At 61.5% G+C, this 25,799-nt stretch carries 24 protein-coding genes and 1 pseudogene; 10 read left to right on the top strand and 15 right to left on the bottom strand.

The features are described from left to right. Positions 1 to 4: 4 nt before the first annotated feature. Complete coding sequence (locus FHT70_RS14335) at positions 5 to 520, top strand: RNA polymerase sigma factor (protein ID WP_085778724.1); 516 nt, start codon at positions 5 to 7, stop codon at positions 518 to 520. Beyond that, a complete protein-coding gene (locus FHT70_RS14330; RefSeq protein WP_183702295.1) occupies positions 517 to 1,299 on the top strand; it encodes an anti-sigma factor in 783 nt (260 codons plus the stop codon). Before FHT70_RS14335 ends, FHT70_RS14330 begins: the two co-directional genes overlap by 4 nt. Before the next feature lie 3 nt (positions 1,300 to 1,302). Here FHT70_RS14330 and FHT70_RS14325 read toward each other — a convergent pair whose 3' ends face one another. From FHT70_RS14325 to nthA, 3 genes are read right to left on the bottom strand one after another with little or no spacing between them, the layout of a single operon-like run. After that, a complete protein-coding gene (locus FHT70_RS14325; protein ID WP_183702293.1) occupies positions 1,303 to 1,674 on the bottom strand; it encodes a nitrile hydratase accessory protein in 372 nt (123 codons plus the stop codon). Beyond that, entirely contained in the window at positions 1,661 to 2,320 is a 660-nt protein-coding gene (nthB, locus tag FHT70_RS14320) for a nitrile hydratase subunit beta (RefSeq protein ID WP_183702290.1), read from the bottom strand. The genes FHT70_RS14325 and nthB overlap by 14 nt, the downstream gene beginning before the upstream one ends. Continuing rightward, positions 2,317 to 2,982: a nitrile hydratase subunit alpha gene (gene nthA, locus FHT70_RS14315; protein ID WP_097598002.1), complete on the bottom strand. Its 666-nt coding sequence runs from the start codon at positions 2,980 to 2,982 to the stop codon at positions 2,317 to 2,319. Before nthA ends, nthB begins: the two co-directional genes overlap by 4 nt. A gap of 356 nt (positions 2,983 to 3,338) precedes the next feature. On the opposite strand from nthA, the gene FHT70_RS14310 reads away from it, so the two are divergent. Both FHT70_RS14310 and FHT70_RS14305 read left to right on the top strand, forming a co-directional pair. Further along, a complete protein-coding gene (locus FHT70_RS14310) occupies positions 3,339 to 4,610 on the top strand; it encodes an SDR family oxidoreductase (RefSeq protein WP_183702287.1) in 1,272 nt (423 codons plus the stop codon). Then, a complete protein-coding gene (locus FHT70_RS14305) occupies positions 4,610 to 5,089 on the top strand; it encodes a DUF2269 domain-containing protein (RefSeq protein ID WP_183702283.1) in 480 nt (159 codons plus the stop codon). The genes FHT70_RS14310 and FHT70_RS14305 overlap by 1 nt, the downstream gene beginning before the upstream one ends. On the opposite strand, the gene FHT70_RS14300 is transcribed toward FHT70_RS14305, so the two are convergent. Next, on the bottom strand, positions 5,081 to 5,674 hold the full coding sequence (locus FHT70_RS14300; RefSeq protein WP_183702280.1) for a LysE family translocator: 594 nt from the start codon (positions 5,672 to 5,674) through the stop codon (positions 5,081 to 5,083). The two genes, FHT70_RS14305 and FHT70_RS14300, sit on opposite strands and share 9 nt — an antisense overlap. Positions 5,675 to 5,825: 151 nt before the next feature. Between FHT70_RS14300 and FHT70_RS14295 the strand changes: the two genes are divergently transcribed. Then, positions 5,826 to 6,674 carry an aldo/keto reductase gene (locus FHT70_RS14295; protein ID WP_183702277.1) on the top strand — a complete coding sequence of 283 codons (849 nt, stop codon included), beginning with the start codon at positions 5,826 to 5,828 and terminating at the stop codon, positions 6,672 to 6,674. 125 nt (positions 6,675 to 6,799) lie between these two features. On the opposite strand, the gene ilvN is transcribed toward FHT70_RS14295, so the two are convergent. Further along, the gene (gene ilvN / locus FHT70_RS14290) at positions 6,800 to 7,372 is read right to left on the bottom strand and encodes an acetolactate synthase small subunit (protein ID WP_011426035.1); all 573 of its coding nucleotides are present in this window, start codon (positions 7,370 to 7,372) and stop codon (positions 6,800 to 6,802) included. 23 nt (positions 7,373 to 7,395) lie between these two features. Then, a complete protein-coding gene (locus tag FHT70_RS14285; protein WP_183702274.1) occupies positions 7,396 to 9,186 on the bottom strand; it encodes an acetolactate synthase 3 large subunit in 1,791 nt (596 codons plus the stop codon). A gap of 323 nt (positions 9,187 to 9,509) precedes the next feature. On the opposite strand from FHT70_RS14285, the gene FHT70_RS14280 reads away from it, so the two are divergent. Beyond that, positions 9,510 to 11,534 carry a DUF87 domain-containing protein gene (locus tag FHT70_RS14280; RefSeq protein ID WP_183702270.1) on the top strand — a complete coding sequence of 675 codons (2,025 nt, stop codon included), beginning with the start codon at positions 9,510 to 9,512 and terminating at the stop codon, positions 11,532 to 11,534. Here FHT70_RS14280 and FHT70_RS14275 read toward each other — a convergent pair. Continuing rightward, positions 11,519 to 12,433: a dihydrodipicolinate synthase family protein gene (locus tag FHT70_RS14275; protein ID WP_183702267.1), complete on the bottom strand. Its 915-nt coding sequence runs from the start codon at positions 12,431 to 12,433 to the stop codon at positions 11,519 to 11,521. The two genes, FHT70_RS14280 and FHT70_RS14275, sit on opposite strands and share 16 nt — an antisense overlap. A gap of 55 nt (positions 12,434 to 12,488) precedes the next feature. Then, positions 12,489 to 13,385, bottom strand: a complete 897-nt coding sequence (miaA, locus tag FHT70_RS14270) for a tRNA (adenosine(37)-N6)-dimethylallyltransferase MiaA (protein WP_183702264.1) — start codon at positions 13,383 to 13,385, stop codon at positions 12,489 to 12,491. On the opposite strand from miaA, the gene serB reads away from it, so the two are divergent. Next, the gene (gene serB / locus FHT70_RS14265) at positions 13,384 to 14,274 is read left to right on the top strand and encodes a phosphoserine phosphatase SerB (protein ID WP_183702262.1); all 891 of its coding nucleotides are present in this window, start codon (positions 13,384 to 13,386) and stop codon (positions 14,272 to 14,274) included. The two genes, miaA and serB, sit on opposite strands and share 2 nt — an antisense overlap. Before the next feature lie 110 nt (positions 14,275 to 14,384). On the opposite strand, the gene FHT70_RS14260 is transcribed toward serB, so the two are convergent. The 5 genes and pseudogenes from FHT70_RS14260 to thyA all read right to left on the bottom strand — a co-directional run. Next, on the bottom strand, positions 14,385 to 16,085 hold the full coding sequence (locus tag FHT70_RS14260; protein WP_183702260.1) for a DegQ family serine endoprotease: 1,701 nt from the start codon (positions 16,083 to 16,085) through the stop codon (positions 14,385 to 14,387). Between the two features lie 199 nt (positions 16,086 to 16,284). Beyond that, positions 16,285 to 17,241 carry a protease modulator HflC gene (locus FHT70_RS14255; RefSeq protein WP_183702258.1) on the bottom strand — a complete coding sequence of 319 codons (957 nt, stop codon included), beginning with the start codon at positions 17,239 to 17,241 and terminating at the stop codon, positions 16,285 to 16,287. Between the two features lie 5 nt (positions 17,242 to 17,246). After that, positions 17,247 to 18,335, bottom strand: coding sequence for an FtsH protease activity modulator HflK (gene hflK / locus FHT70_RS14250; protein WP_011426043.1), 1,089 nt, complete (start codon positions 18,333 to 18,335; stop codon positions 17,247 to 17,249). 149 nt (positions 18,336 to 18,484) lie between these two features. Continuing rightward, positions 18,485 to 19,003 (bottom strand): dihydrofolate reductase, encoded by a 519-nt coding sequence (locus FHT70_RS14245; protein WP_183702256.1) that lies wholly within the window; start codon positions 19,001 to 19,003, stop codon positions 18,485 to 18,487. Between the two features lie 13 nt (positions 19,004 to 19,016). Next, a pseudogene (gene thyA / locus FHT70_RS14240) lies at positions 19,017 to 19,298 on the bottom strand (thymidylate synthase); the annotation flags it as partial. Positions 19,299 to 19,872: 574 nt separating this feature from the next. Here thyA and FHT70_RS14235 point away from each other — a divergent pair. Together FHT70_RS14235 and FHT70_RS14230 are read left to right on the top strand one after the other, a co-directional pair. Continuing rightward, complete coding sequence (locus FHT70_RS14235; protein ID WP_183702254.1) at positions 19,873 to 20,124, top strand: hypothetical protein; 252 nt, start codon at positions 19,873 to 19,875, stop codon at positions 20,122 to 20,124. A 3-nt stretch (positions 20,125 to 20,127) separates the two neighbouring features. Further along, positions 20,128 to 22,077, top strand: a complete 1,950-nt coding sequence (locus tag FHT70_RS14230; RefSeq protein WP_183702252.1) for an AAA family ATPase — start codon at positions 20,128 to 20,130, stop codon at positions 22,075 to 22,077. Between the two features lie 11 nt (positions 22,078 to 22,088). Here FHT70_RS14230 and FHT70_RS14225 read toward each other — a convergent pair whose 3' ends face one another. Then, positions 22,089 to 22,400, bottom strand: a complete 312-nt coding sequence (locus FHT70_RS14225; RefSeq protein ID WP_246721845.1) for a helix-turn-helix transcriptional regulator — start codon at positions 22,398 to 22,400, stop codon at positions 22,089 to 22,091. A gap of 55 nt (positions 22,401 to 22,455) precedes the next feature. Further along, the gene (locus tag FHT70_RS14220) at positions 22,456 to 24,543 is read right to left on the bottom strand and encodes an ATP-binding protein (RefSeq protein ID WP_246721843.1); all 2,088 of its coding nucleotides are present in this window, start codon (positions 24,541 to 24,543) and stop codon (positions 22,456 to 22,458) included. 90 nt (positions 24,544 to 24,633) lie between these two features. On the opposite strand from FHT70_RS14220, the gene FHT70_RS14215 reads away from it, so the two are divergent. After that, positions 24,634 to 25,722, top strand: a complete 1,089-nt coding sequence (locus FHT70_RS14215) for an ATP-binding protein (protein WP_183702249.1) — start codon at positions 24,634 to 24,636, stop codon at positions 25,720 to 25,722. Positions 25,723 to 25,799 lie beyond the last annotated feature (77 nt).

The following is a 25,799-nucleotide window of genomic DNA, read 5'->3' as shown; positions in this document are numbered from 1 at the left end:
CGGCGTGAAGATACCCGCACCCGAAACGTTCGAGGGCCAGATCCTGGCCCTCCTGCCCTCGCTCAGGCGCTATTCGCGCAGCCTGACGCGCTCGGATGCCGATGGCGAGGACCTGCTCCAGGACTGTGTCGAGAAGGTCCTGGCGCGCCGCGGCCAATGGCGCGGCCTCAACCTGCGCGGCTGGGTCCTGACCATCATGACCAATCTCTATCGCAACGGCCGGCGCGGCAAGGCGCGCGACGGCCTAGTCGAGCTCAATGCTGCGGAGGATATGGCAGCGCCCGAACCGCCGGCCGATCCGCTGGAGCGCGCCCGGCTCAACGATGCGCTGAACAGCCTTTCGGAGGAGCACCGCGCCGTGCTGATGCTCGTCGTCATCGAGGGCTACAGCTACAGCGAGGTCGCCGCCGCTCTCGATATCCCGATCGGCACCGTCATGTCGCGCCTGTCGCGCGCGCGCCGGCGCGTCGCCGAGCATCTGAAGGCCGATAACGTCATTACGCTTCGGAGACCGAAATGAACGAGACCAACCCGATCGTCACCGAAGCCGATCTCCACGCCTATGCCGACGGCCAGTTGCCGCAAAGCTCGCGCGCCCGCATCGAGACCTACCTCGCGGACAACCCGGACGAAGCGGCGATGATCGCCGAATGGCAGGCGCAGAACGCAGGCATCCGTTCCCTCTTTGCCGGGTACGAGAAGGCCAGGGACACTGATCCTCTGCTCGTTGCGCCCTCACGCGCGGTCGCGCCCGCGCGGAAGCGCTGGGCACTCGCCGCCGCGGCCCTCCTCGTCTTTGCGCTCGGCGCCGTCAGCGGGCATTATGGCCCGGCTCTTCTGGAAAAGCCGGAGCTGCAGCTTACCGGCTCAGAAACCTTCCCGAAACAGGCCGAGACCGCCTTTACCGTCTATGCCGCCGAGGTCCGTCATCCCGTCGAGGTCTTCGCCGACGAGGAAGCCCATCTCGCCACCTGGCTCGGCAAGCGCCTGGCGATCGAGAACCTCAAGATCCCGAACCTGCAGCCGCTCGGCCTCAAGCTGGTCGGCGGCCGCCTGCTGCCGGTCGACGGCCGGCCGGGCGCGATGTTCATGTACGAGAACCAGGCCGGCGAGCGCCTGACCGTCATGGTCGGCCGCAACAGGGAAAACCGCACGACGAGCTTCCGCTTCGCCTCATCGGGCAATCTTGAAACCTTCTACTGGATCGACGGCGAACTCGGTTATGCCGTCACCGGCGAAATCTCGCGCGAAGCGCTGCGCGCGGTGGCCGAGGAGTGCTATCGGCAGTTCCCGTCATGACGTTTAGCGCAGCGGATCGTTGGCAAGCTCGATCGGCTTGCCATGCGGCGTCGCTTCGGCCGCCCGCTGCCAGCTCTTCTGCAGGTCGAGGAGTAGGGATGCATCCGCCACGCCGCGACTGACCAGCAGGTCCGAGAGCGCCGCCACCCAGCAGTCGAAATAATCGCTGCCGTCCTCGGCTCGGCCTGGCTGATGCAATTCCCGCGAAAGGGTTTCGGCCCACTCGCTCCAGGAAAACAGCCCCTTCTCATGCAGATGCACGGTTATGGCGAAGGCTTCAGCCGCCCAAGGTTCAGGGAAAACAGGATCACCCTCCGGCGACTTCGGTAAACCCGGCGACTGCGAGAGCTGAGAGGGTATTTCACACACGCTCAAGATAGCTCTCCCATGCATCGATCGAGACCGTCAGCGACGGGTCGGCACCCTCACCCCAGAGCTCCGTGCCATCAAAGATGACGGTATAGAGCCATTGCGGGTTCTCGCCCTTGCCATGCGCATTGTCATCGGGAAAGACGAAGGAACCCTGCACCGCTTCGACGATGCCGGTCTTGGCCCTGGCATAACGCGGCAAGCGCGTATGGGTGGCCGGATTGAAATTCCTCGTCCGCACTGTCTCGCCGACCGCAAATATCGGCGCGGCCTCGACAGGACGATCGCATGGCCCGCCTTTCGCGAGAACCGCCTGTACCATCTCGGCCTTCAGCACCCGTTTCGGCGTCGCGCCCTCCTGCAGCTTGCGCCCAGACAGCAACTCTTCGCGCGTCGCAAAACTGTGCCGTTCGAGCAGCGTTTCGACGCCGCGGATCCAGATTTCGTAATAGCTGGCGGCAAGATAATCGGCCGGCGGAATATTTTCGCGGGCATGCCGGCTCTCATCGATCGTCCAGGCGCCGAAAGCGCCGCAGGAAAGCGTGATGCCGAGAGCCCGCTTCTCCCAGTCGGCATGGAAAGAGGGCTCATCCTTTTCAGGGGCAATAGGCCCGAAACCCATCTGCCCGCCGAGATCGTGGGGTCCGTTCATGGCAGAGCCTCCGGACTGCCGGCAGCTGAAATTTTCGAGCTGCCCGCGATCGCCGTCCCGATCATCGCATCGCGGCTGACGAGATCGGCCAATGAGGTCTCATCCAACCCTTCCGTGCCCGCCGGCCGCTCGGGGATTACGAGATAACGCAGCTCCGCCGTCGAATCCCAGACGCGGACCTTTTTCTGCGCAGGCAGCACCAGCCCAAATTCGGCCAGTACGCCGCGCGGATCGATTACGGCGCGCGAGCGATAGGCCGGAGCCTTGTACCAGACCGGCGGCAGGCCGAGCACCGACCAGGGATAACAGGAGCAGAGCGTGCAGACGATCAGGTTATGAGTGTCGGGCGTATTGAAGACGGCGCGCATATGCTCGCCCTGCCGGCCGGTAAACCCAAGGCTCGCAATCGCCGCCGTCGCATCGCGTTTCAGCCAGTCCGCGAATTCGGGATTGCTCCATGCTTTCGCCACGACACGCGCACCGTTGCGCGGCCCCACCTTCCTCTCATAAGTCTCGACGATCGCATCGATTGCCCCCGGATCGATCAACCCCTTCTCCGTCAGCAGCGTCTCCAGCGCTTTGACGCGCGCCTGCATGTCGGAGTAGCGGTTGTCGTGGTGATGGTCGTAGTTGTGATGGTCGTCGTGATCATGGTCGTGCAATGCGATGTTCTCCCAAACGACAGATAGGTAGTGTCCGCTTCTTCTCTCGGCGGCGGCCCGGACACCCCTTCTACCCCACGGGGAGAAGGTGGCCCGAAGGGTCGGATGAGGGGGCCATACGGCGACCCGTCATTGCGCTTCGCTTACGCTTCGCGCACCCGCGGCTTCGCCGCTCGCCCCCTCATCTGCCTGCCGGCATCTTCTCCCCGCTGGGGAGAAGGGGAATCGTTGCAAGGCCCCGCCCTTCTCAAAGTTATCGCCCGTGGGAAGCAACGCAAACATCCCCTTTTCTATCACACCCTACGCACCCGCCAACCCCTCCTATCCCCCTCAAACTTTTCCGCTAATCTCCAGCCATGAACATCCTGATTCTCGGCGCAACCGGCTTCATAGGCTCCGTCGTCGCGGCCCGGCTCGCGGCCGATGGGCATGCCGTGACCGGGCTCGGCCGCGATCCCGCGCGGGCGCGTTTGAAGCAGCCTGCGATAAATTGGCGGCGGGCCGATCTATCCCGCATGACGAAGGCCGAGGACTGGGAGAAGCTCCTGAACGACCAGCATGCCGTCGTCAATTGCGCCGGCGCGCTGCAGGACGGCCTGTCGGATGATCTGGCGGCCACACAGGAAGATGCGATGCTGGCGCTCTATGCCGCAGCGAAACGCTCTCAGCCTTTGATCATCCAGATATCGGCAAGGACGGCGGGCGCCGCCAGCGATCGGCCTTTCCTCGCCACCAAGCGGCGGGCCGATGAGGCGCTGGCGGCAAGCGGCCTGCCCCACCTCATCCTGCGCCCTGCCCTCGTTCTCGGCCGCAATGCCCATGGCGGCTCGTCGCTCATCCGGGCGCTTGCCGCCTTCCCCTTGGCGCTGCCGCTCATCCACGCCGAAAGCGGTGTCGAAACCCTGTCGGTGGACGACGTGGCGGAAGCCGTGTCGCGGGCGGTTTCAGGCGATCTGCGCGGGGATATCGTTCTTGCCGCCGACGAGGTGCTGACGCTTGCCGATCTCGTCCACCTCCACCGGCAATGGCTGGGCCTGGCGCCGGTCCGCGTCTTTTCCCTTGCGCCTTGGCTTGCACGACCCGTGACCTGGCTCGCCGATGTCGCGGGCCTGCTCGGCTGGCGTTCACCGCTGCGCTCGACGGCAATGACCGTCATGTCGGAAGGCATAAAAAGCGCGAAGGCGGAGAGCGGCCTTGCCGCGACATCAGCCGCGGCAACGCTCGCTGCCAATCCATCCGGCGTGCAGGATCTCTGGTTCGCCAGGCTCTATCTGTTGAAACCGATCGTCATATCAGGCCTGTCGGCCTTCTGGCTGCTCTCCGGCCTGATCCCGCTGCTGGCGGTGCAGAAGGCCTCCGCCCACTTCCTGCCCTTCATGCCGGACGCGGCCGCAACGGCGCTGACGCTTCTCACCTGCCTGATCGACATCGCGCTCGGCGCCGCAGTCCTTGTCCGCCCGCTCGCCAGACGCGCCCTTCTCGGCATGCTGGCCGTCTCATTGGCCTATCTCACCGGCGGCACACTTCTCGAACCCGCCCTCTGGCTCGATCCGCTCGGCCCCCTTGTCAAGGTGCTGCCATTGATCCTGCTGACGCTCACGGCGCTTGCCACCCTGGATGAACGCTGATGCTCGAGCAATGGCTGCTGCTTGCCCATGTCATCGGCGCGACCGTGCTCTTCGGCACCGGCGCCGGCATCGCATTTTTCATGGTGATGGCGCACCGCACGCGCGATCCCGTGCTGATCGCCCATGTCGCCGCGACCGTCGTCATCGCCGACACCGTCTTCACGGCGACCGCGGCCCTTTTCCAGCCGGTGAGCGGCTATCTCCTGGCGCGGTCGATCGGCTGGGACCTGTCGGAGGGCTGGATTGCGCTGTCGCTGCTGCTTTATGTCGTGACCGGCCTGTTCTGGCTGCCGGTCGTCTGGATCCAGATCCGACTGCGCGACCTCGCCCGCGCCGCGGCACGCTCGGGAAGCAGCACCCTGCCGCCGAGCTATGACCGCCTCTACCGCATCTGGTTCGCTTTCGGCTTTCCGGCCTTCGCGGCCGTTCTCGGCATTTTCTGGCTGATGCTGACGAAACCGTCGATCGCTCTATTTTAGCATCGGCCAGAGGCTCGCCACCAGAAGCACGGCCATGCTGATATTGAACCACTTCAGCCGCACCGGATCGGAAAGCCATTCCCTGAGCGCCGAGCCGAAGCCTGCCCAACTCGAGACGCTCGGCACGTTCACCACCGCGAAAGCCAGACCGACGATCAACACGCTGACGAGATAAAGCTCCGGATTCGTATAGGTCGCCATTGCGGTGACCGCCATCACCCAGGCTTTCGGATTGATCCACTGGAAAGCCGCCGCCGAGACAAAGGACATTGGCGCCGCACCGCTCTTGCCTTCGCTGAGCGAACGCGACGAAGCGATTTTCCAGGCGATCCAGAGGAGATAGGCGCCGCCGGCGAATTTCAGCACGGTATAGAGCATGGGCATCGTGTGCAGCAGCGCGCCGAGCCCGAGACCAACGGCAATGAGTAGCGAGAAGAAGCCGGCGCCGATGCCGAACATATGCGGGACAGTCCTGCGGAAGCCGAAATTCACGCCCGAAGCAAAAAGCATCATATTGTTCGGCCCCGGCGTGATCGACGTCGTAAAGGCGAAGAGAACGAGAGCGAGAAACGTATCCAGTGGCATGAAACCTCCCGAAGCCGGGTTTTCCAGCAGCCCGTTTTATTTAGGTCAGCATAACTGTCCTAAATCACCGATACCAATACATCATTGTCATGGTGACAGGATTACTTGAAAGATAGCGGCGCAGCCCAATCTCCTGACCAGGATCAAGACCATGCAGGACGACCCTATCCCATCGATCACAATCCCGAACGGCGCGGAAGTGCCGGTGCTCGGCCAGGGAACCTGGGCCATGGGCGAGGATGCCGGCCATGCCAAGGCCGAGATCGAAAGCCTCAGAGCCGGTATCGATCTCGGCATGACGCTGATCGATACCGCCGAAATGTATGGCGATGGTGGCGCCGAGGAAATCGTCGGCCAGGCGGTCAGGGGACGGCGCGACGAGGTCTTCATCGTCAGCAAGGTCTATCCTTGGAATGCCAGCCTGAAAGGCACGATCGAGGCTTGCGAACACAGCCTCGAACGCCTCGGCACGGACCGCATCGATCTCTATCTCCTGCATTGGCGCGGCAACTATCCGCTCGCCGAGACCGTCGCCGCCTTCGAGATGCTGAAGGCGTCCGGCAAGATCGGCGCCTGGGGCGTCTCCAACTTCGATACCGACGACATGGAGGAACTGCTTGGCGTGCCGGATGGCGTCAATGTCGCCGCCAACCAGGTGCTCTACAATCTCTCTCGCCGCGGCATCGAATTCGACCTCCTGCCGTGGTGCCGAAGCCGCGGCATTCCCGTCATGGCCTATTCGCCGATCGAGCAGGGCCATATCCTCCATCATCCGGAACTGATCCACATCGCCAAGGCCTACCAGGCGACACCCGCCCAACTGGCGCTCGCCTTCCTGCTGAAACACGACGGCGTCATCGCCATCCCGAAGACCTCGAATGCCGAACGTGTTCGCGAAAACCGCGACTGTGTCTCGCTCGATATCACCGACGACGATTGGGAAGCGCTCGACGCTGCCTTCCCGCCGCCAGCCGGGAAAAAGCCGCTGGAGATGCTGTGATCTACAGCGGCTGCCAGTCGGCTTCATCCACCTCGACGTTGCGTTTCGCACGTCCCCTCGCCGCGTTTACGGGAGAAGTAGGGTGAGGGGCAGCTAATCGGCACGGACTAACAGCGGTAGCAGGCTCACATCCCCTGCGCGCCACGGTTCATGGCAGCAATGCCGGTACGGCAGACTTCGATCAGGCCGAGCGGCTTCATGATCGCGATGAACTGGTCGATCTTGGAGGATTTGCCGGTTATCTCCAGAATGAAGTGATCGATCGTCGCGTCCACCACCTTGGCGTGGAAGGCATCGGCAAGCCGTAGCGTCTCGGCTCGCGTTTCGCCCTCGCCGATCACCTTGACCAACGCCACTTCACGCTCGATCGGCCGGTCCTGTCCGAGTTCGCGGGCCCGCACCGTCAGATCGACGACGCGGTGAACAGGGACGATGCGTTCGAGCTGCGCCTTGATCTGCTCCAGCACATGAGGCGTGCCGCGCGTTACGATGGTGATGCGGGACAGATGCGCCTGGTGCTCGGTCTCGGAGACCGTCAAGCTCTCGATATTATAGCCACGGCCGGAGAACAGGCCGATGACGCGGGCAAGGACGCCGGGCTCGTTGTCGACGAGAACCGAAAGTGTATGGCTCTCGACTGCGGTCGTTTCCGGAGAGATGAAATAGGCAGAGCCCGTGGGCTGAAGATGTGCGTTCATGGTCCTGGGTTCCTACCTTATCGTTATACGAGCTGACGGCCCTTGGCGTCGATCGCGTTGGCGACGGCTTCGTCGGTGGCTTCGTCGGGCAGCAGCATTTCATTATGCGCCTTGCCGGAGGGGATCATCGGGAAGCAGTTGGCGAGATTGGCGACGCGGCAATCGAAGATGACCGGCTTCTTGACCTCGATCATCTCTATAATGGCGTCGTCGAGCTCGTCCGGCTTTTCGCAGCGCAGTCCGACCGCACCATAGGCTTCCGCAAGCTTGACGAAATCGGGCATCGCTTCCGTATAGGAGTGCGACAGGCGGTTGCCGTGCAGCAGTTGCTGCCACTGTCGCACCATGCCCATATACTGGTTGTTCATGATGAAGATCTTGATCGGCGCGTCGTACTGGATCGCCGTCGACATTTCCTGAATGCACATCTGGATCGAGGCATCGCCGGCGATATCGATGACGAGGCTTTCGGGATGGGCGATCTGCACGCCGAGGGCCGCCGGCAGGCCGTAGCCCATCGTGCCTAGGCCTCCCGAGGTCATCCAGCGGTTCGGCTGTTCGAAGCCGAAGAACTGCGCCGCCCACATCTGGTGCTGGCCGACTTCCGTCGTGATGTAGGTGTCGCGGTCCTTGGTATGCGCATAGAGCCGCTCCAGCGCATATTGCGGCATGATCACATCATTGCTCTTGGTATAAGCAAAGGAATTGCGCGCCCGCCAGCGGGCGATATCGCTCCACCAATCCTCGAGGCGGCCCTTCTCCGGCCTCTTCGGCAGCGCCCGCCACAGGCGGACCATGTCTTCGAGGACATGGCCGACATCTCCGCGGATGCCGATGTCGACGCGGACGTTCTTGTTGATCGAGGACGGATCGATATCGATATGGATCTTCTTCGAATTAGGCGAGAAGGCGTTGAGACGGCCGGTGATGCGGTCGTCGAAGCGGGCGCCGATGCAGACCATGACATCGCAATCATGCATCGCCATGTTTGCTTCGTAGGAGCCGTGCATGCCGAGCATCTTCAGCCAGTTCTTGCCCGAAGCCGGATAGGCGCCGAGGCCCATCAGCGTCGAAGTGAGCGGGAAATCGGTGAGTTCGACCAGCTCGCGCAGCAGCTTGGAGGCCTCGGGACCGGAATTGACGACGCCGCCGCCCGAATAGATGATCGGACGGCGCGCATTCGCCATCATCTCGATCGCCGCATGGATCTGGTTGAGGTCGCCCTGGATCTTCGGCTGGTAGCTCTTCTGGATCGCGTAATCGGCGGGCGGCGTGTAGGTGCCGGTCGCAAACTGCACGTCCTTCGGAATGTCGACGACGACGGGGCCTGGACGGCCGGACTGGGCGATGCGGAAGGCCTCATGAATGATGGCGGCGAGCTGGTTGACATCCTTGACCAGCCAGTTGTGCTTGGTGCAGGGCCGGGTGATGCCGACCGTGTCGCATTCCTGGAAGGCGTCGGAGCCGATCAGTGGGGTCGGAACCTGGCCGGTCAGGCAGACGAGCGGGATCGAATCCATCAGCGCATCCTGCAGCGGCGTGACCGCATTGGTGGCGCCAGGACCAGAGGTCACCAGCATGACGCCGACCTTGCCTGTGGAGCGGGCGTAGCCTTCGGCCGCATGGCCGGCCCCCTGCTCGTGGCGAACGAGAATGTGCTTGATCTCGTCCTGCTGGAAGATCTCGTCATAGATCGGCAGGACCGCGCCGCCGGGATAGCCGAAGATATGTTCGACGCCGTTATCCTTCAGCGCCTTGAGAACGATCTCCGCTCCCGTCATCCGATTGCCTGCCGCCTGATTGTCCGTGCTCATCTGTGTCTGTTCCGTTTGATGCTGGATTTGCGATTGTGGCCGGGAGCCCGATTTCGGGCACAAAAAAAGGCCCCGGAGGAGCCTGTCATCTAGCGCATGGGTGGCTGTCGCCGGATGGTTACACCATCCTGCCCATGCGCCTTCCCACCACGATAAGAGCCGTTGCGATTTTCATGGCCGGCAGTGATAGACAGAAAATTTCGCAGCGTCAACGCATGCCGCAATAAAAAACTGCCCTGGGCCCCTGCCTCCCAAAATCGATAGGATGAAGGATTTGTTAAAGGATCGACTTTATCCTTTAACGCTACCGCAGGGAGTAGCCTTTGCTCAACAACGACTTGCGCATGTCTGGCAAGGCAGGCGAGCACGATCGACGCGACGGCCATACGCCGGGAAATCGCTTTCTCGGCCGCGTCGTTGCATGCAGCGGCTCCAGGGCCACGATTGCCGCTGTCGCCGTTGAGGGCGGCACCGATCTTACAGAACTCTGGTCCGTCGGCCGGCTGATTTCGATCAGCGTCGGCCGCAACCGTGTCGTCGCCCTGGTCTATCAAATGAACACCGGCAGCCATGCCTGGGGCGAAGGCGAGGACAATAAGTTCAAGATCGAGACCGAGCTTCTCGGCGAAGTCCGCGTCGATGAGGACGGGCGCGAGGAATTTTCGACCGGCATCTCACGTTATCCCTATCTCGGCGCCATCGCCCATCGCATCCGCGCCGCCGACCTTATGCGCATCTACGATGCCGGAACGGGGACGACCGCCATCATCGGCAAGCTGACGCAGGATGAAAGCATCGATGCGGCGATCCACATCCCGTCAATGCTCTCCAAGCATTTCGCCGTCGTCGGCTCGACCGGCGTCGGCAAGTCGACCGCCGTATCGCTACTTTTGCACAAGGCGATCGCGGCCGATCCGAAGCTGCGCGTGCTGATCCTCGATCCGCACAATGAATTCGCCGCCGCCTTTCCCAAGCACGCCGTCACCATCGATACGGATACGCTCGACCTGCCCTTCTGGCTGATGCGGCTGGAGGAATTTGCCGAAGTCGTCTTTCGCGGCCGCCCGCCCGTACCCGAAGAGCTCGACATGCTGCGCGACATCATGCCGGAGGCCAAACGCGCCTTCCGCGGCAGCGACAACTCGCTGGTGCGCCGCACGACGGAAAAGAGCTCGATCACCGCCGATACGCCGGTTCCCTACCGCATGGCCGATCTGCTGGCGCTGATCGACGAGCGCATCGGCCGCCTGGAAGGCCGGGCGGAAAAGCCCTCCCTGCGGTCGCTCAAGATGCGCCTCATCGCCGCGATCAACGATCCGCGCTATCACTTCATGTTCTCCAACAACACGATCAGCGACACGATCACCGATACCATCGCGCAGATCTTCCGCATCCCCGGAGATAACAGACCAATCTGCACTTTCCAGCTTGCCGGCATTCCCTCCGAAGTCGTTAATTCGGTCGCCTCCGTGCTTTGCCGCATGGCTTTCGAAGTGGCGTTGTGGAGTGACGGCGCCATCCACATGCTCGTCGTCTGCGAGGAAGCCCACCGCTACATCCCGTCCGATCCGAACCTCGGCTTCATCCCTACGCGCCAGGCGATCGCCCGCATCGCCAAGGAGGGCCGTAAATACGGTGTCTCGCTGGGCATCATCACTCAGCGGCCAGGCGAGCTCGACCAGACGATCCTGTCACAGTGCTCGACGCTCTTTGCCATGCGCCTTGCCAATGACCGTGACCAGGAAATCATTCGTTCAGCCATCCCGAATTCATCGATCTCGACGACGAGCTTCATCTCCTCGATCGGCAACGGTGAGGCGATCGCCTTCGGCGAGGCGATCAGCGTGCCGATGCGGATGCGCTTCTCCCGTGTTGAAGAGAACCTCCTGCCGAAGGCCGCCAGCGCCAACAGCAAGCATAGCGAGGAAGATCCCGATACGGTCGATTTGCGCAAGATCGTCACCCGCATGCGGGCGGTGACCGTCGGGCCTGACATTTCGAATTTTCAGCAGAGCGTTGCGGCATCCATGCCAGATTTCGACGAGGCGCAGGAAACCGACGACGCTTTCGATGCCAAACCCGTTACCCCGTCGGCACCGGCTTCGGCGCCACTCCAATCCTACCGGCGCGAATTGCTGCCGCAGGCGCCGCGGCTGGACCCGGCCGAACCGGCCCCGATCGATCCGCGGCTGGACGCGCTGCGCCGCGAACTGCGTCGCGAGGAGCCGGTGTTTCCTCGGCCAGCGCCGCCGACCGACCAGCCGCAGATCACCCGCCGGGAACCCGGCCCGTCTCTGCGTGAAAGCATCCTAAAAAAGCCGCTGAGCAGCCTTTACAACAAGGATTGATGCTCCAGCGCGATCAACGGCCGGGCAGCATCGAGCACACGCTGGCGATCCGCCGGCCCAAGCGGCAGCAGCGGCCGGGGAAGTTCCGACCGAACGCCAAGGAGATGCTCGGCCAGCATATAGACCACGCGAATGCTTCCATACGCCTTGAACACGTCCCAGAGCGGCTGCAGAAGATCATCGAGCCGGCGCGCCTCGCCGCCGTTGCCGGCGATCGCGGCCTTGGTCAGAGCGAGCGCTACGCGGGGAAGAAGCCCGCCGATAACGCTGTACCAAGCGTCTGCGCCTGCAAGCAGTGCCTCCGCCGCACCCCAATCGCCGCTGTAGCCGATCGCGAGATCGGTCTTTTCCCGCAACGTCGCAAGCTCCCCAAGCAAATCGCCGTCTGCCGGCAGCGGCATTTTTACCGCCTTGATCGTCTCGACATCGGAGAGGCGCTGCAGAAGCTCGCGGCTGAAGATGAAGTGCGTCGTGCCGGGATTGTTGTAGATGCAGAGCGGCAGTCTGGTTGCCTTGGCCACAGCGAGGAAGTGCTGGTAGACCTCTTCCTGGGTCAGCGGCGTGTAGGAAACAGGCGCAAGCAGAAGCGCATCCGCGCCGGCAGCCTCGGCGTCCCTGGCGAGATCCACGGCATGATCCGTCCTCAGGGCGCCGGCGCCGACGAGGAGTGGAACACGGCCGTTGACGCATCCGACCGCCGCCTTGACGGCCCGCAGCCGCTCCTCGCGCGTGAGATAGGCGTATATCCCGGTGCTGCCGAGAAGGCCGATGGAGGCCACACCTGACTCGCACAGGGGGGCCAGCAAGCGGCAGAGCCCCTCAACGTCCACCCGGCAATCGGGATCGGCAGGCGTCGGCGGAAAGGCCGAGAGGCCATGGAACGTAGAAATGGCAGGCATCATGCGATCCTGAAAGACAGTTGATTGGCAACGAGCCAGACGATATCGCCTCATGCTAAAGCGTCAATCGCTCCCAGCTTTCGTCCATCTGATTGCGGAACCAGGTCATTTGCCGCTTGGCATATTGCCGTGTCGCCGCAGCCCCCTTCTCCAGCACCTCATCGCGCGTCATCTCGCCCTTCAGCATCGCCGCGATCTGCGACACACCGATGGCCTTCATGACGGGCGCCTCGGCCGGCAGGTCGAGCGCAAGCAGCGCCTTCACCTCGTCTTCCGCACCCTGTTGCAGCATCTTCTCGAAACGGCCATTGATGCGAGCATGCAGCACCGCCCGGTCCGGCAGAACAACTATCTTGCGGGCCTCGTCGGCATCGATCACCACAGGCCCGGACCGGACCTGGAAATCGGCGATCGAGCGTCCCGCTGCTTTGATTACCTCCAGCGCCCGGACGATGCGCTGGCCGTCCTGGCGGTTGAGGCTGGCCGCCATGGCGGGATCGGCGTCGCAAAGCTCAAGGTAGAGCGCACCCGGCCCCTCCTCCACGAGTCGCGTGCGCAAGTCTTCCCGCAGTACCTCCGGTATATCAGGCATCTCGGAGAGACCGCCGGTCAGCGCCTTGAAGTAAAGCCCGGTGCCGCCGACGAAAACCGGTAGCTGCCCGGCGGCCCTGAGCGCCGGCAAAAGCGCCGAGACATCGCGCAGCCAGGCGCCTGTGGAATAGCCGGCCCCCGCCGGCACGTGACCGTAGAGATGATGCGGCACGCCTTGCATCTCCTCTTCCGACGGACGCGCGGTCAGCACCCGCAGCGTATCGTAGACCTGCATGCTGTCGGCATTGACGACCGCGCCGTCATGGCGCTTGGCCAATTCCACGGCAAGGGCGGACTTGCCGCTGGCGGTCGGCCCGGTTATCAGGATCGCGTTCTCTACGCTCAGAAGGTTTTCCATCATGGCCCTCGTTGCCACGCTTGTTGCCAATCCGTCAAATCCTGTGCTTACTCCCGGCATTGCCGAACAAGCGGCCGAGGCAGTAACCGCTTCCGGCCTCTACTGGCTGGCCGACGGCCTTGCCTGCGACATCGCACTGCGCGACGGCGCGGATGCGCAAGCAGCCGAGGCCAATCTTCTCGCCGTCATATCGAGCGCCCCCATCGACCTCGTCATCCAGGAGCAGGACAGCCGCCGCAAGAAGCTGCTGATCGCCGACATGGATTCGACGATGATCGGCCAGGAATGCATCGACGAACTCGCCGCCGAAGTGGGCCTGAAGGAGAAGGTCGCCGACATCACCGCCCGCGCCATGAATGGCGAGATCGCCTTTGAGCCCGCCCTGCGTGAGCGCGTCGCCCTCTTGAAAGGACTGCCGATCTCGGTTGTCGACGAGGTCATCGCCAAGCGCATCACGCTGACGCCGGGAGGGCCGGAGCTGATCGCCACGATGAAATCGAAAGGTCATTACACCGCCCTCGTCTCCGGCGGCTTCACCGTCTTTACCAGCCGCATCGCCGCCACTCTTGGCTTCGACGAAAACCGCGCCAATACGCTGCTGGACGAGGATGGCATTCTGTCCGGCTTCGTCGCCGAACCTATCCTCGGCAAGCAGGCAAAGGTGGATGCGCTGAACGAGATTTCAGCAAGCCTCGGCATTTCGCCACAGGAGGCAATCGCCGTCGGCGACGGCGCCAATGATCTCGGCATGCTGCAGCTCGCCGGCTCCGGCGTCGCCCTCCACGCCAAGCCCACTGTCGCCGCTCAGGCGCAGATGCGCATCAATCACGCCGACCTGACGGCACTTCTTTATATCCAGGGTTATCGGAAGACCGATTTCGTGATGGGCTAAGAAGGCCGAAACGCGCCCCTCCTCCCGCATTCCTGCGCTCGTCACAGGAATGCGGGAGGAGTTGAGCGAGAACAGGAAGGCGGCACCTGGTCGCCACCGCCGCAGTACTCCTATTCCATCGGCACCGCGACGAACCGCAGATCGCCGTTTGCCGATGCGATCATCAGCTGGGCGTTGCGCCGGCCTTCCTGTTTCAGCGATTTCACCTTGGCCGCGACCGCATCCGGGGATTTCATGAACTCCTGTGCCACCTCGACGATAACATCCCCTGGCTTCAGCCCCTTTTCGGCCGAGGCGGAGCCGGGCTCCACCTCCGTCACGACGACGCCGTCGACGCTTTCGGCGATGCCGAAAGCCTTGCGTGTTTCGGGACTGAGGAGCGACAGCGACAATCCGAGCACGTTCTTCGGCATGGCCGCATCCGGCGATACCTGGCCCTGTTGGTGCTGGTCCGGCGCCGGTGTGCCCGGTGCGGGCGCTGCCTGATCGCCGGTATCCGGCTGATCCATATCGTCGTTTTCGTCGGGATCAGGGGTGATCACGCCATCCGGCGCTGCATCGCCGGATGCCGCCTGATCGCTGTCTTCGAGCCGGCCGAGCTTCACCTTGACGGTCTGCTCCTTGCCGTCGCGCAGCACCACGACGTCGACTTCTTTTCCGACCGTGCTTTCCGCCACGACGCGCGGCAGGTCGCGCATTTCATTGACCGCCTTGCCGTCGAATTTCAGAATGACGTCGCCCGCCTTGATCGAGCCGTCGTCGACGGGACCGCCCTTGATGACGCCGGCGACCAGCGCGCCCTTGGCGGTGTCGAGCCCGAGACTGTCGGCGATGTCGTCGGTCACCGGCTGGATGCGCACGCCGAGCCAGCCGCGCCGCGTCTCGCCATACTGGCGCAACTGCTCGACGACGCCGGAAGCAAGTTCGGACGGTACCGAGAAGCCGATGCCGATCGAGCCGCCGCTCGGCGAGATGATCGCCGTGTTGATGCCGATCACTTCACCCTTCATGTTGAAGAGCGGGCCGCCGGAATTGCCCTTGTTGATCGCCGCATCCGTCTGGATGAAGTTGTCGTAGGGGCCGGCATTGATGTTGCGGCCGCGCCCGGAAATGATGCCGACCGTCACCGAACCGCCGAAGCCGAACGGATTGCCGATCGCCATGACCCAGTCGCCGATGCGCATCTCGCTGGAGTCGCCGAATTTCACCGATTTCAGCGGTGTCTTCGGCTCGACCTTCAACACGGAAAGATCGGTCTTCGTATCCGTGCCGATCAGCTTCGCCTTGAGCTTCGAGCCGTTGGCGAAATTGACCTCGATGTCGTCGGCGCCCTCGATCACATGGTTGTTGGTCACGAGATAGCCGGCCGGATCGATGACGAAACCGGACCCAAGCGAGCTGACATTATGGTTGGGGCCCTTGTTGCCCTGCTGTTTGTTGAAGAAGTCGTTGAAGAACTCCTGGAATGGTGACCCGTCAGGGGCGCGCGGCGCCGGACCGACCCCTTCGTCATCCTTCACATTCTGCGAGGTCGAGATATTGACCACAGCATCGAGCAACCCTTCCGCCAGGTCGGCAACGGAAGCCGGACCGTTGGTCGGCACGACGGTCTGAACCGGTGGCGTCTGCTGCGGCGTGGTAGATGCAGGTGGCGTGGGAGCAGCCGGAACAGGCGCGGCAACCCCGGGCGCTGCTGTTTCAGGCGTGGTTTGCGCAAAAGCAACCCCGCTCACGCCGGCTTGCGCCAGGATGGTGGCGCTGGCCAGAAGCGCGAGCGTTCGTCTGAAGGGCAAGCGAATCGTCGGGGCCATCAAGCTTCCTCATAAGGCGTAAATGCGCATATTCAGCACCAGCATAAGGCGGAATGATGGAGGGTGAAATCACCTTTTCGCGAAATCCCCGTGCAATCTGACGGACCATCACAAAAGCCCGGCCTTACCTCTTGAAATCGAAAGGGCCGGCGCTGGGCCGACCCTTTCTCGATCTTGGAGGGAAACAGATCCCGGTGTTTCAGTTCGCCGGCTGGCCTGGCGCCGGAGCGGTTGTTCCGGGCCTTGCGGGAGCCGACGCAGCCGGGTTCGCCGGCGCGGCGCCGGCGGCGTTGTTGAAATAGCGGAAAAATTCCGAATCCGGCGACAGGACCAGCGTTGTGTCCTGCGACGAAAGCGTCGCCGCATAGGCCGCCATCGAGCGATAGAACTCGAAGAAACCCGGGTCCCTTGAGAATGCCTCGGCGAAGACGCGGTTGCGTTCGGCATCGCCCTGGCCACGCAGGATCTCGGAGTCGCGTTGTGCGCCGGCAGTCAGCTCAACGACCTGGCGGTCGGCGATGGCGCGGCGGCGCTGGCCTTCTTCAGTGCCCTGCGCCCGCAGCAGTTCGGCCTCCGCCAGTCGCTCGGCCCGCATGCGGTTGTAGGTGCGCTCGGAAACGTCCTGAGTGAGGTCCGTCCGGCTGATGCGCACGTCGTCGAGCGTGATTCCGAGCGTCTCCGCATCGGCTTGCAGTTCGTTGCGAACCTCGAGCATCATCGCCACGCGTTCCCGGGAGAGCGCGGCTTCGATGCTGCGCACGCCGTAGACCCTGCGCAAAGCGGAATCGAGGCGGGTACGAAGCCGCGCTTCTGCCGCCTCCCTGTCGCCCGAAACGGTTTCGCGAAAGCGGCGCGCGTCGTTGATACGGTAGATGAGGAAGGCATTTACCTCATAAAACGCGCCGCCGGAAACCTGGACACGGATATTGTCAAGATCGAAGCGCAGTTCCTGCTTCGGCACGTATTGCACCCTGTCGGCATCGGCAAAAGCGAAAGGCAGCTTGAAATAGATGCCAGGGTCAGTCTTGACCGACTGGATTTCACCGAAGCGAACGACGATGGCCTGTTCGCGGGCACTCACCACGAAGACCGAGGAATAGACCCCGACCAGCACGACCGCCAGGAGGATCAGAATTACCGGAAGTCTGTTCGACATGGGTCTCAGCCTCCCTGCTGCTGTTGTTGCTGCGTCGGCCTGCCGACCTCATTGAGAGGCAGATAAGGCACGGCGCCCGCCTTTTGGTCTATGATCACTTTCTTGGAACCCTTCAGCACCTGTTCCATCGTTTCCAGGAACAGCCGCTCCCGCGTCACGTCAGGAGCCTTGGAATATTCGTCGTAGATCGAAACGAAGCGTTGCGCTTCACCTTCAGCCTCCTTGACGATCCGGTCCTTATAGGCCGCTGCTGCTTCGCGGATGCGGGCCGCGTCACCGCGGGCCTGGCCGAGCTTCTGGTTGGCGTACTGGTTCGCCTCCTCCACGAGGCGCTGCTTGTCCTGATCGGCACGCTGCACTTCCTCGAAGGCATCGGCCACGTCGCGCGGCGGTGCGACGTCCTCGATCGTCACGCGGTTGATCGCAATGCCGGCGCCATAGCGATCCATCGTATCCTGGATGATGTTGCGCACTTCGGTTTCGATCGGTCCGCGATTGTCACGGAAGGCATCTTGTGCCGGGCGCCGGCCGACGATTTCGCGCATGGCGCTTTCGGAAACCTGCTGCAGCGTTTCAGCCGGATTTTCGAGACGGAAAAGATAGGATTTCGGGTCATTGATCGTGTAGAGCACGGAGAACTGCACGTTGACGATGTTCTGGTCGCCGGAAAGCATCAGTCCAGCCGTCGAATTGCTGTTGTTGCGTCCGCCGATATTCTGCTGCTGCTCGGTCACCTTCACGATCTCGACCGCGTCCATCGGCCAGATGCGGAAATGCAGGCCGGGCATGGAAATTTCTTCTCTCGGCTTGCCGAAGCGCAGCTCGACGCCGCGTTCGTCCGGCTGGACGGTGTAGACGCACTGGATCAGCCAGAAAACAGCGACGATCGCCACGACGATCGCCGCCACGCCACCATTGAAACCGCCGGGAACGATATTGCGCAGCTGATCCTGACCGCGCCGGATGATGTCTTCCAGATCGGGCGGTCCGCCCTTGCCGCCACGTGGGCGGTTCGGCCCTTGGCCCCATGGTCCCTGATTGTTACCGCCGCCGCCCCAAGGGCCGCCGCCGCCATTCTGATTGCTCCAGGGCATCAAAACCTCGTTGTTCGTTAAGTCTTCCCCGCATTCGGGACCGTGGGGGCTGACCGGCCGATGCGTTGGTGACCGTTATAGGTATCGCCGCACCGGCTTTCAACGCAGCGTGAGAAACTTGGTCAATTTAATTGGAAAATAGTCCGTTTTCAGGCGCGACGGCGTTCATAGACGACGTAGCGCGTGGGGTAGCTGTCCTTCTCGCCAGCGGGCACGGCGACTACCTCCCCCGCCTGCCAGACGCCCGGATCGATCGCCGGAAAAAACGCGTCGCCGTCAAGATCGGCCTCGACATGCGTAATGCACAGCCGATCGGCAAGATCGATGGCCTGAGCATAGATCTGCCCGCCGCCGATGATGCAGATTTCGCCGGCCCCGGTTTTCAGCGCCAATCTGTCGGCAGAGTCCATCGCCTCGGTCAGCGAATGGGCCATGCTGACATCGGAGTGTTCGATCGCTGCTCGTCGCGAAATGACCACGTTCGGCCGCCCCGGCAGCGGCTTGCCGATCGAGTCATAAGTCTTGCGGCCCATCACGACAGGCTTGCCGAGCGTCAGCGCCTTAAAGCGCTTGAGATCGCTCGATAGCCGCCACGGCATGTCGCCTTCCCGGCCGATGGTCCCGTTGCGTGCGACGGCGGCGATGATGGTCCTGCGGATTTCGGCCATGAAAAGTCCCGGCTCAGACGGCGATCGGCGCCTTAATATTGGCATCGGCCTCATAGCCGATCAGCTCGAAATCCTCGAACCTGAACCCGAAGATATCCTTCACTTCAGGATTGATCCGCATGAAGGGCAGCGGCTTTGGCCGACGCGTCAGCTGCAGCTTCGCCTGGTCGAAATGATTGTGATAGAGATGCGCGTCGCCGAGGGTGTGGACGAAATCGCCCCCTTTGAGCCCCGTCACCTGGGCCACCATCATCGTCAAAAGCGCATAGGAGGCGATGTTGAAGGGTTTTCCGACGTCGCGTTTCTTGTCAGTAATTTTCGGTATCATTGAGAATCTCTCTGCTCTTTGTTGCGATGTTGAGCCACCCCCTTCCGATGGTCAACCATTCCGCCTTTATCTACGATAGAAATCGCCCCTTGCTCCAATGGTAGTCCGCCCGTGCCGTGGAGACCCACATATCGCAGCGGCGCGGGCGGACGGACTACCAGACTCCCTTCGGCTTTAGCTTTGAGAGTGGCTAGAAATGCCTTCGCGTGTGAGCCCAGCCCTCTGCCTAAGCTGGGTTACCTCGGGCGTAACTGCTCTGCACGTGTCACCGGTGTTTCGGCCAAGCTCGCCATCGGATCGATGTACAGAACCACCCCGAAACAGACCAATATTGTTGACACGAACATTACAATTTGCTCACCTTGTGAGCGCAATGATCATGAGTCGCAAAAAGGGGGTAATCAGCATGCTCCGATATGGCGAGATTGAATCGAATTCTTCCCTACGATCGATAACTAGAGAAGCTAACGTTTGGCGACGGCTCGCGATCGACCTTCGCAGAATTGCGAACAAGCGGACCCTGCCAAGTTTGGATCCACATATGACGCCGATCGTTGAACAATGGTTCGTCGAGAAGTGGATAGTACCAACGCTTGTTGGATACATCTCCTATCCGGAGAATTCGTTCCGCACACATGGGAATTATCAAGCGATGAGCTTCACTGCTCCGCTTCACCTGTTCTCACTTCAGGGCGGAATGGCGCGTTCGTCGCAACGTTGGTACCGGCTCGGCTGTCCATCGCCAATCGCGCAAGATTCGCTTCGGGGTTGGGATAATAAGGGCGGGTATTAAGAGATGGAGAAGAGCGCTGCATTGGGAAGGCTCGAGGCGGTTCAGTTTCGAAAGATACGTCAGTCATCGGCACTTTTCCTAGCATATTGCTGCGTCGGCAAAGCGTTACGCACGCAGCATCTGCTCAAACGGGGGTGTCCCACCATCGTCGTCCTGATCGCAGAGGCCGTAATGGATCTTGGCATATACGAGAAGGCCGCAGAGCTTTTCGTAATCGGCCGTTCCCCGGAATTTACTGAGACGCGTAGGGCGAAGGCGCTCGTGCATGCCATCGAGCCTGAGTCACGCCACAGGCTTCAAATGCCGGGAAAAAGTGACCTCATACGATCTTATGGCAAATATCCGTCGATCGTCGTCCTCGCAAAACACAGAAAAGATCTTCCGATTGAACTGGCGGCGGGAGCCGACGCGGTCATCGACCTGCCGAGACCGACCGCAGCGCACGTCCTAGCGGCGCGATCGCTGCTCGGTCGTAGCCCGATCGATGCTGATACCGCGGAACTCCTCTCCGGAAACGACGTCGTAATGCTGGCTCCAATCATCACGAAGTTCAAACTGACATCAGCAGACGCACGGATCCTGCGCTCCTCGGTGCCAGACGTCGCAGTGGAAAACGGACCCAGCTTAGAAGAACTGCCGGGATACAGAGATATGAAGCCTTGGGCACGTTCTTTCGCCAACGATTTGAAGCGTGCGCGGAACGGCGAGATCGCCTGGACCGATCTCGATCGCGGAATCCTTCTCCACGGTCCGCCCGGAACCGGCAAGACTCTATTTGCCCGTGCTCTCGCGAAGATGTGCGGCATCCCTCTGATAAAGGCGTCATTGGGGAGATGGCAGGCCAAAGGGCATCTCGGTGATCTTCTTGCGGCAATGAGTTCGACGTTTGAAAGGGCCAAGGAACTGCAGCCCGCGATTGTGTTCCTGGACGAGCTAGATTCGATTGGCGACAGAACGAAGTTCTCGGGCGATCACGTCGGCTATCAGACCCAAGTTGTGAATTCGCTCCTGGAACACATAGATGGCATCGACGGAAGGCAAGGGATCGTTGTGGTCGCGGCCACCAACTTTCCCGAAGCAGTCGACCGCGCCCTCCTCCGAAGCGGCAGGATCGAACGGCATGTCAGGATGGATTTGCCGGACGCGGAAGAGCGCTCGGAGATATTGCGTTTCCACCTGAGCACCTCGGTTGACGACGTTGAACTGCGGAAGATAGCCACCGACCTCAAGGGATGGAGCGGCTCTGATCTTGAGAAGCTGGCAAGGGAGGCAAGACGATTTGCCAGAGCGGCCGGGCAGCCTGCCGGATATACCCACGTCGCTGAAGCCTTGCCGCCGCTTCAGACGCTTCCTGCGGAGACCGCCCGCCGCGTGGCAGTTCACGAGAGCGGGCATGCCGTCGTTGCGCTCGCCCTCCAGCCAGGCTGTCGAGTCACCGTCTCAATGCGCAAGCAATTTAGGACGTTCTTATCCGACGTGCCCGTCCAGGGGATGACCCGATATCTGGACGAACCGACGGACTTGGAAACTCGAGCCTCAATGGAAGCGCATGTATGCAGGATACTCGGGGGGGCCGCAGCGGAAGAAGTGCTTATCGGCGCCCGGTCAGCCGGCGCGGGAGGCGGCCGTGGCAGCGACCTTCACAAGGCAACCACAATCGCCGCGCGGATGGTGTGCTCCTACGGCATGGGAAGGAATCTTTCGTTCCTCCTGGAGGATGACCATCCCAACATCAATCGGAGCAGCAACGTTCCTACGACTGTGAGAAGAGAAATCGACGGCATTCTCGCGGAGCAGTTATCGAGAGCGAGGACCATGGTCACGGCGCATAGAAAGGCGGCGGAGATCCTGGCGGAGCAACTGCTGGAACGGGAACTTCTCGAGCCGGAGGACGTGCAGGCGATCATGCAGAGGCAAGCATTGGATGAACCGCGGAGAATGATCTCGCGCTAGCCATCGCCGAATCATTGAGGAGCCAAGTCTGGCGAGACCGGGCGTCGTAGCATGGCTACGCCCGGACCGTGCTCCCGCGTCGCGTCGATGAATGCCACTCCCCTGGATTCGAGCGCCATTCGCACTTTCTCTATGGCCTCCACGAGAACGTTGCTCTCGCCCTTCTCGATTCTTACGACAATCTGCCGGCTGATGCCGGCTAGCTCCGCCAATTCCTCCTGACTGAGGCCCAGCAGTGCGCGGCCCGCCCTGAGCGCGCGCATGATTTCAGAGGTCGAATCCATGGATTCGAGCAGGCTGCAAATCTGCCAATTTGTCAACAATTGAAGGATTCAATCGGGCTCCCCGAGCGGAGCATCCCTCACCGCAGCCCGCCGCCTATAGCGCAGAATCCGACGGCTCGCCGTCCTCGCCCTTCACGTATCTCGCCTTAAGCGCGGAAATCCGCTGCTCGATTTCCTCGTCTTTGACTTCAATGCGTAGAGCGTCCTGGATAAAATGCAGACGGGCTTCAGCGTCCCGGATGATCTCCCCCCAGGTCTTGATCCAAACCTTGTGGTTTTCGCCTTCGAGAAAGAGCCCAACCGGTCGGCCCTTCTGCGTTACTCGAGGCTTCACCGCATCGTCATATTCCGTCGTGATCAGGAAGAAGTTCCAACTGTTGGACGTCGTCGTGAACTCAGGTTGCGACAACATGGCGGTCACATAGTCTTCAAGCTGGTCCATCTCCTTCCGCCCCACAGTCAGCGACGGACGCTTCAGTTCGATGAGAAGGAATTCACGATGCTCCCGGAAAGGATGGGGCACGATGCGGCCGAGGAAAGAATCTATTCGCCCGGTCTTCCCGTCTGGCTTCCTGGCCTTCGCTCCCTTGGACCTCCTCGCCTGCAGGTCCACCGCAACCCGGTTCATGATGCGCGTAAGACCGGCCTCCGACATGGTGATATGGAAGTTCTCACCGAACAGCCATGTATTGTCACGGACGAGGACGTCCAATTCACCTCGCTCCTTGGCGGCCTTTCTCGTCGCCGGTTCGAATACGATCTCGCTCAGCACCTTCAAGGCGACGACACGATCGGCAATAAGATTCGACGCCTGTATGATGTTCGCCAGCTCCGTCTTGTCGAGAAGCGTCGAGAACTCGTCCTGCCGATTCTTGGGGAGATTGAAAACGGCGCGAAGGATTCGCGATATGGATTCAGGATTGTGCGCTAAGGCCTCCTTCAGGAGGCCGAGCGTGATCTTTTTCAGTGAATTGTCCGCCCGCTTGAAGTCCTTGGAATAGTTGGAGACCGCGTGCGTGGCGATGTCGAAGACCTGCCGTTCGCGCCGTTCGACGTCGTCCTTCGGGTCTCCTTCGTAAGGATAGAGGCCCGCGTCCTTCAGGTCCTGGATGAGTTCTCCGGATTTCTCCGCTTCGCGCTGCCGAAAATAGTCGCCGACCTCGGATCTGATGTGATCAAGGACGACGCTGAAATCTGGATCGTTCAACCCGTCGAACTCCAGAAGGTTGGCGTTCGCGAGCTCCTGGAAGAACGGAGCATAAGCATAAACCGAGAAGTCGAAGCCGGGCGCCGTGACATTCGCCGACTGCGAACCGAGTACGACTCCTTGCTCGTCGCCGAAGTAAATCTTCCGGCTCGCCGTCTTGGCCCTCCATTCAATGACCTCCAGTTTCAGGTCCCTGATCACGCGGCCACTGGGGCATACGATCGGCTTGGGCGGAAACTGCTCCGATCTCTCTATCGTCGCGGCCGGGTCGACCTCGTGACCGTCGTAAAGGATTCTCGTCCCAGGATACTGGAGCACGTATGGTGCGAATATGGCATCGAACTCCGAACGGGCCTCTGCGCCAACCAGCCAGTCAAATGAATCTTTGAGTGGATACAGGTCGACGATAGCACCGGTGATGGATTCGGCCGCCACGGCTACGGGATCGGAAACCTCGCTTTGGTGAAGCTTGCTCGCATCGATCTTGATCGTCAGGGAAAGGACAGCATCTCCCTCCTTGTAGACGGACGACCACTTCGCCGACTGCGCAATCGAATAGAATCGCAGGCGACCGCGGCCCTCCTTGCCGTGTATCGCACGGCGCCGTCCGACGGTCCGTCGCTGCCCCAACTTCCAGGAGTCACCGATGTTTTCGAAATCATGCTCGGCCCGCTCCCGCGATATGCCGTTTCCATTGTCGGCGATCTCGATCCTTTCGATGCCGCCCAGGACATTCCGGGGAAATGAGACGGACACTTCGGTCGCGTCCGCATCGAGACTGTTCCAAACGAACTCGGAGAGAGCCTTCACGTAGTCGCGGGTGCTCGCCACTTTCTGAAGATGATCATGACCTGCTTTCAATATGTGGATGGACATGCAAGGAACCCAAGCTTTTGCGCCACTCAAGACAGCGCGAGAACCATGTGTCAACACGGCGACGGAACCACGCTTTGGATTTCGAATAGCGAACTCCAAAGCAACCACTGCTCTAGGCGAAGTTAAGAATCGCTCAATTGTCGCGATAGTATAGTCGTGTTTACAATCACGGAAATCCTATGGCGTCCCATGGCCAAACGAAGCATCACCGATCAGGAAATCGCACTCATCAAGACGATGCTGTTCTCGCGCCGGATGAAGAACCGGGACATCCAGTTCTACTTCAATCGGCCGGACCGGCCCGTCAATTCCGGTCGCATTACTCAGATCCGGAGCGGAACCTATGGTCCGACGATCCCGCAGGCATCGGAGGAGGAACTCGACGCCTTCCTCGCCCTAGGCGCGCCGTCCTCCGTAGGCGTCGTCGCAAGCGCCGGAGAGCCCAAGGTACAGACCGTCCAGGAGCGTGCTGCCGCTCTCTTCGAACAGCGCGGAAGGGCGGGCTGGTTTCTGAAGACGCACGAAAACGACCGCACCGAATGCAAGGAGAACTTTTCGCTGAAGCCGGAACATCGGTTTGCAGACCCGTTGCGCTCGATCGCCGGCCTGGCGAACAACGAAGGCGGCTTTGTCTTCTTTGGCGTGAAGGAACTTCCGGACGGATCCTTAAGCGTCGTCGGTATGGGCGACGAAGCTTTCTCGAAAGCGGATCCCGCCGACATCAACCGCTGTCTCGCGGGAGCCCTCGACCCGGTACCGGTGTTCTCGGCGTTCCAAATTGAGCTCGATGGTAGATCAGTCGGGGTGATCCACATCGAGAAGCACGAACACCCGCCGGTGGTAGCCACAAAGAACGTCAACAACGAATTCCGCGAGGGCGCCATCTATTTCCGCTATGTCGGCGAAACACGGGTGATCAAGCCCGGAGAACTGCACAGGATCATCGCCTACCGCGAACAGATGGCGGTCGCCGAGTTCGCCCGGCGCATGTCGAGGATCGCGGTCGGAGCGGCAGCGACGCTGGATCTCGACAATGGAAAGGTCGAGGGCAAGTCCGCCAGCTTCCTGATTGATGAGGATCTGCTGCCAAAGATTCAGTTCCTCCGCCACGGAGAATTCAAGGAGGAGACCGGCGCTCCTGCACTCCGACTAATCGGCGATGTCTCGGCCATGGCAGCGGCCGGCACTCGGACGGTCCGAAGAAACGTTACCGACGAAGCTACGCTTCTCAACTTCCTGAAGGGCGAGCCGGTTGCGGATCTGACCTTGCCCCGTTGAAATAATCCATTTTGAAGTAAGCTCTGGCCCGTTGAGAGGACCAGGGAATGAAGCGCAAGCGTTTTACAGACGAACAG

It is taken from the genome of Rhizobium sp. BK049 (assembly GCF_014193135.1).
Taxonomy (GTDB): Bacteria; Pseudomonadota; Alphaproteobacteria; order Rhizobiales; family Rhizobiaceae; genus Rhizobium.
The sequence above is the reverse complement of the archived record's forward strand: the minus strand, read 5'-3'. Positions and strand labels throughout refer to the sequence as shown.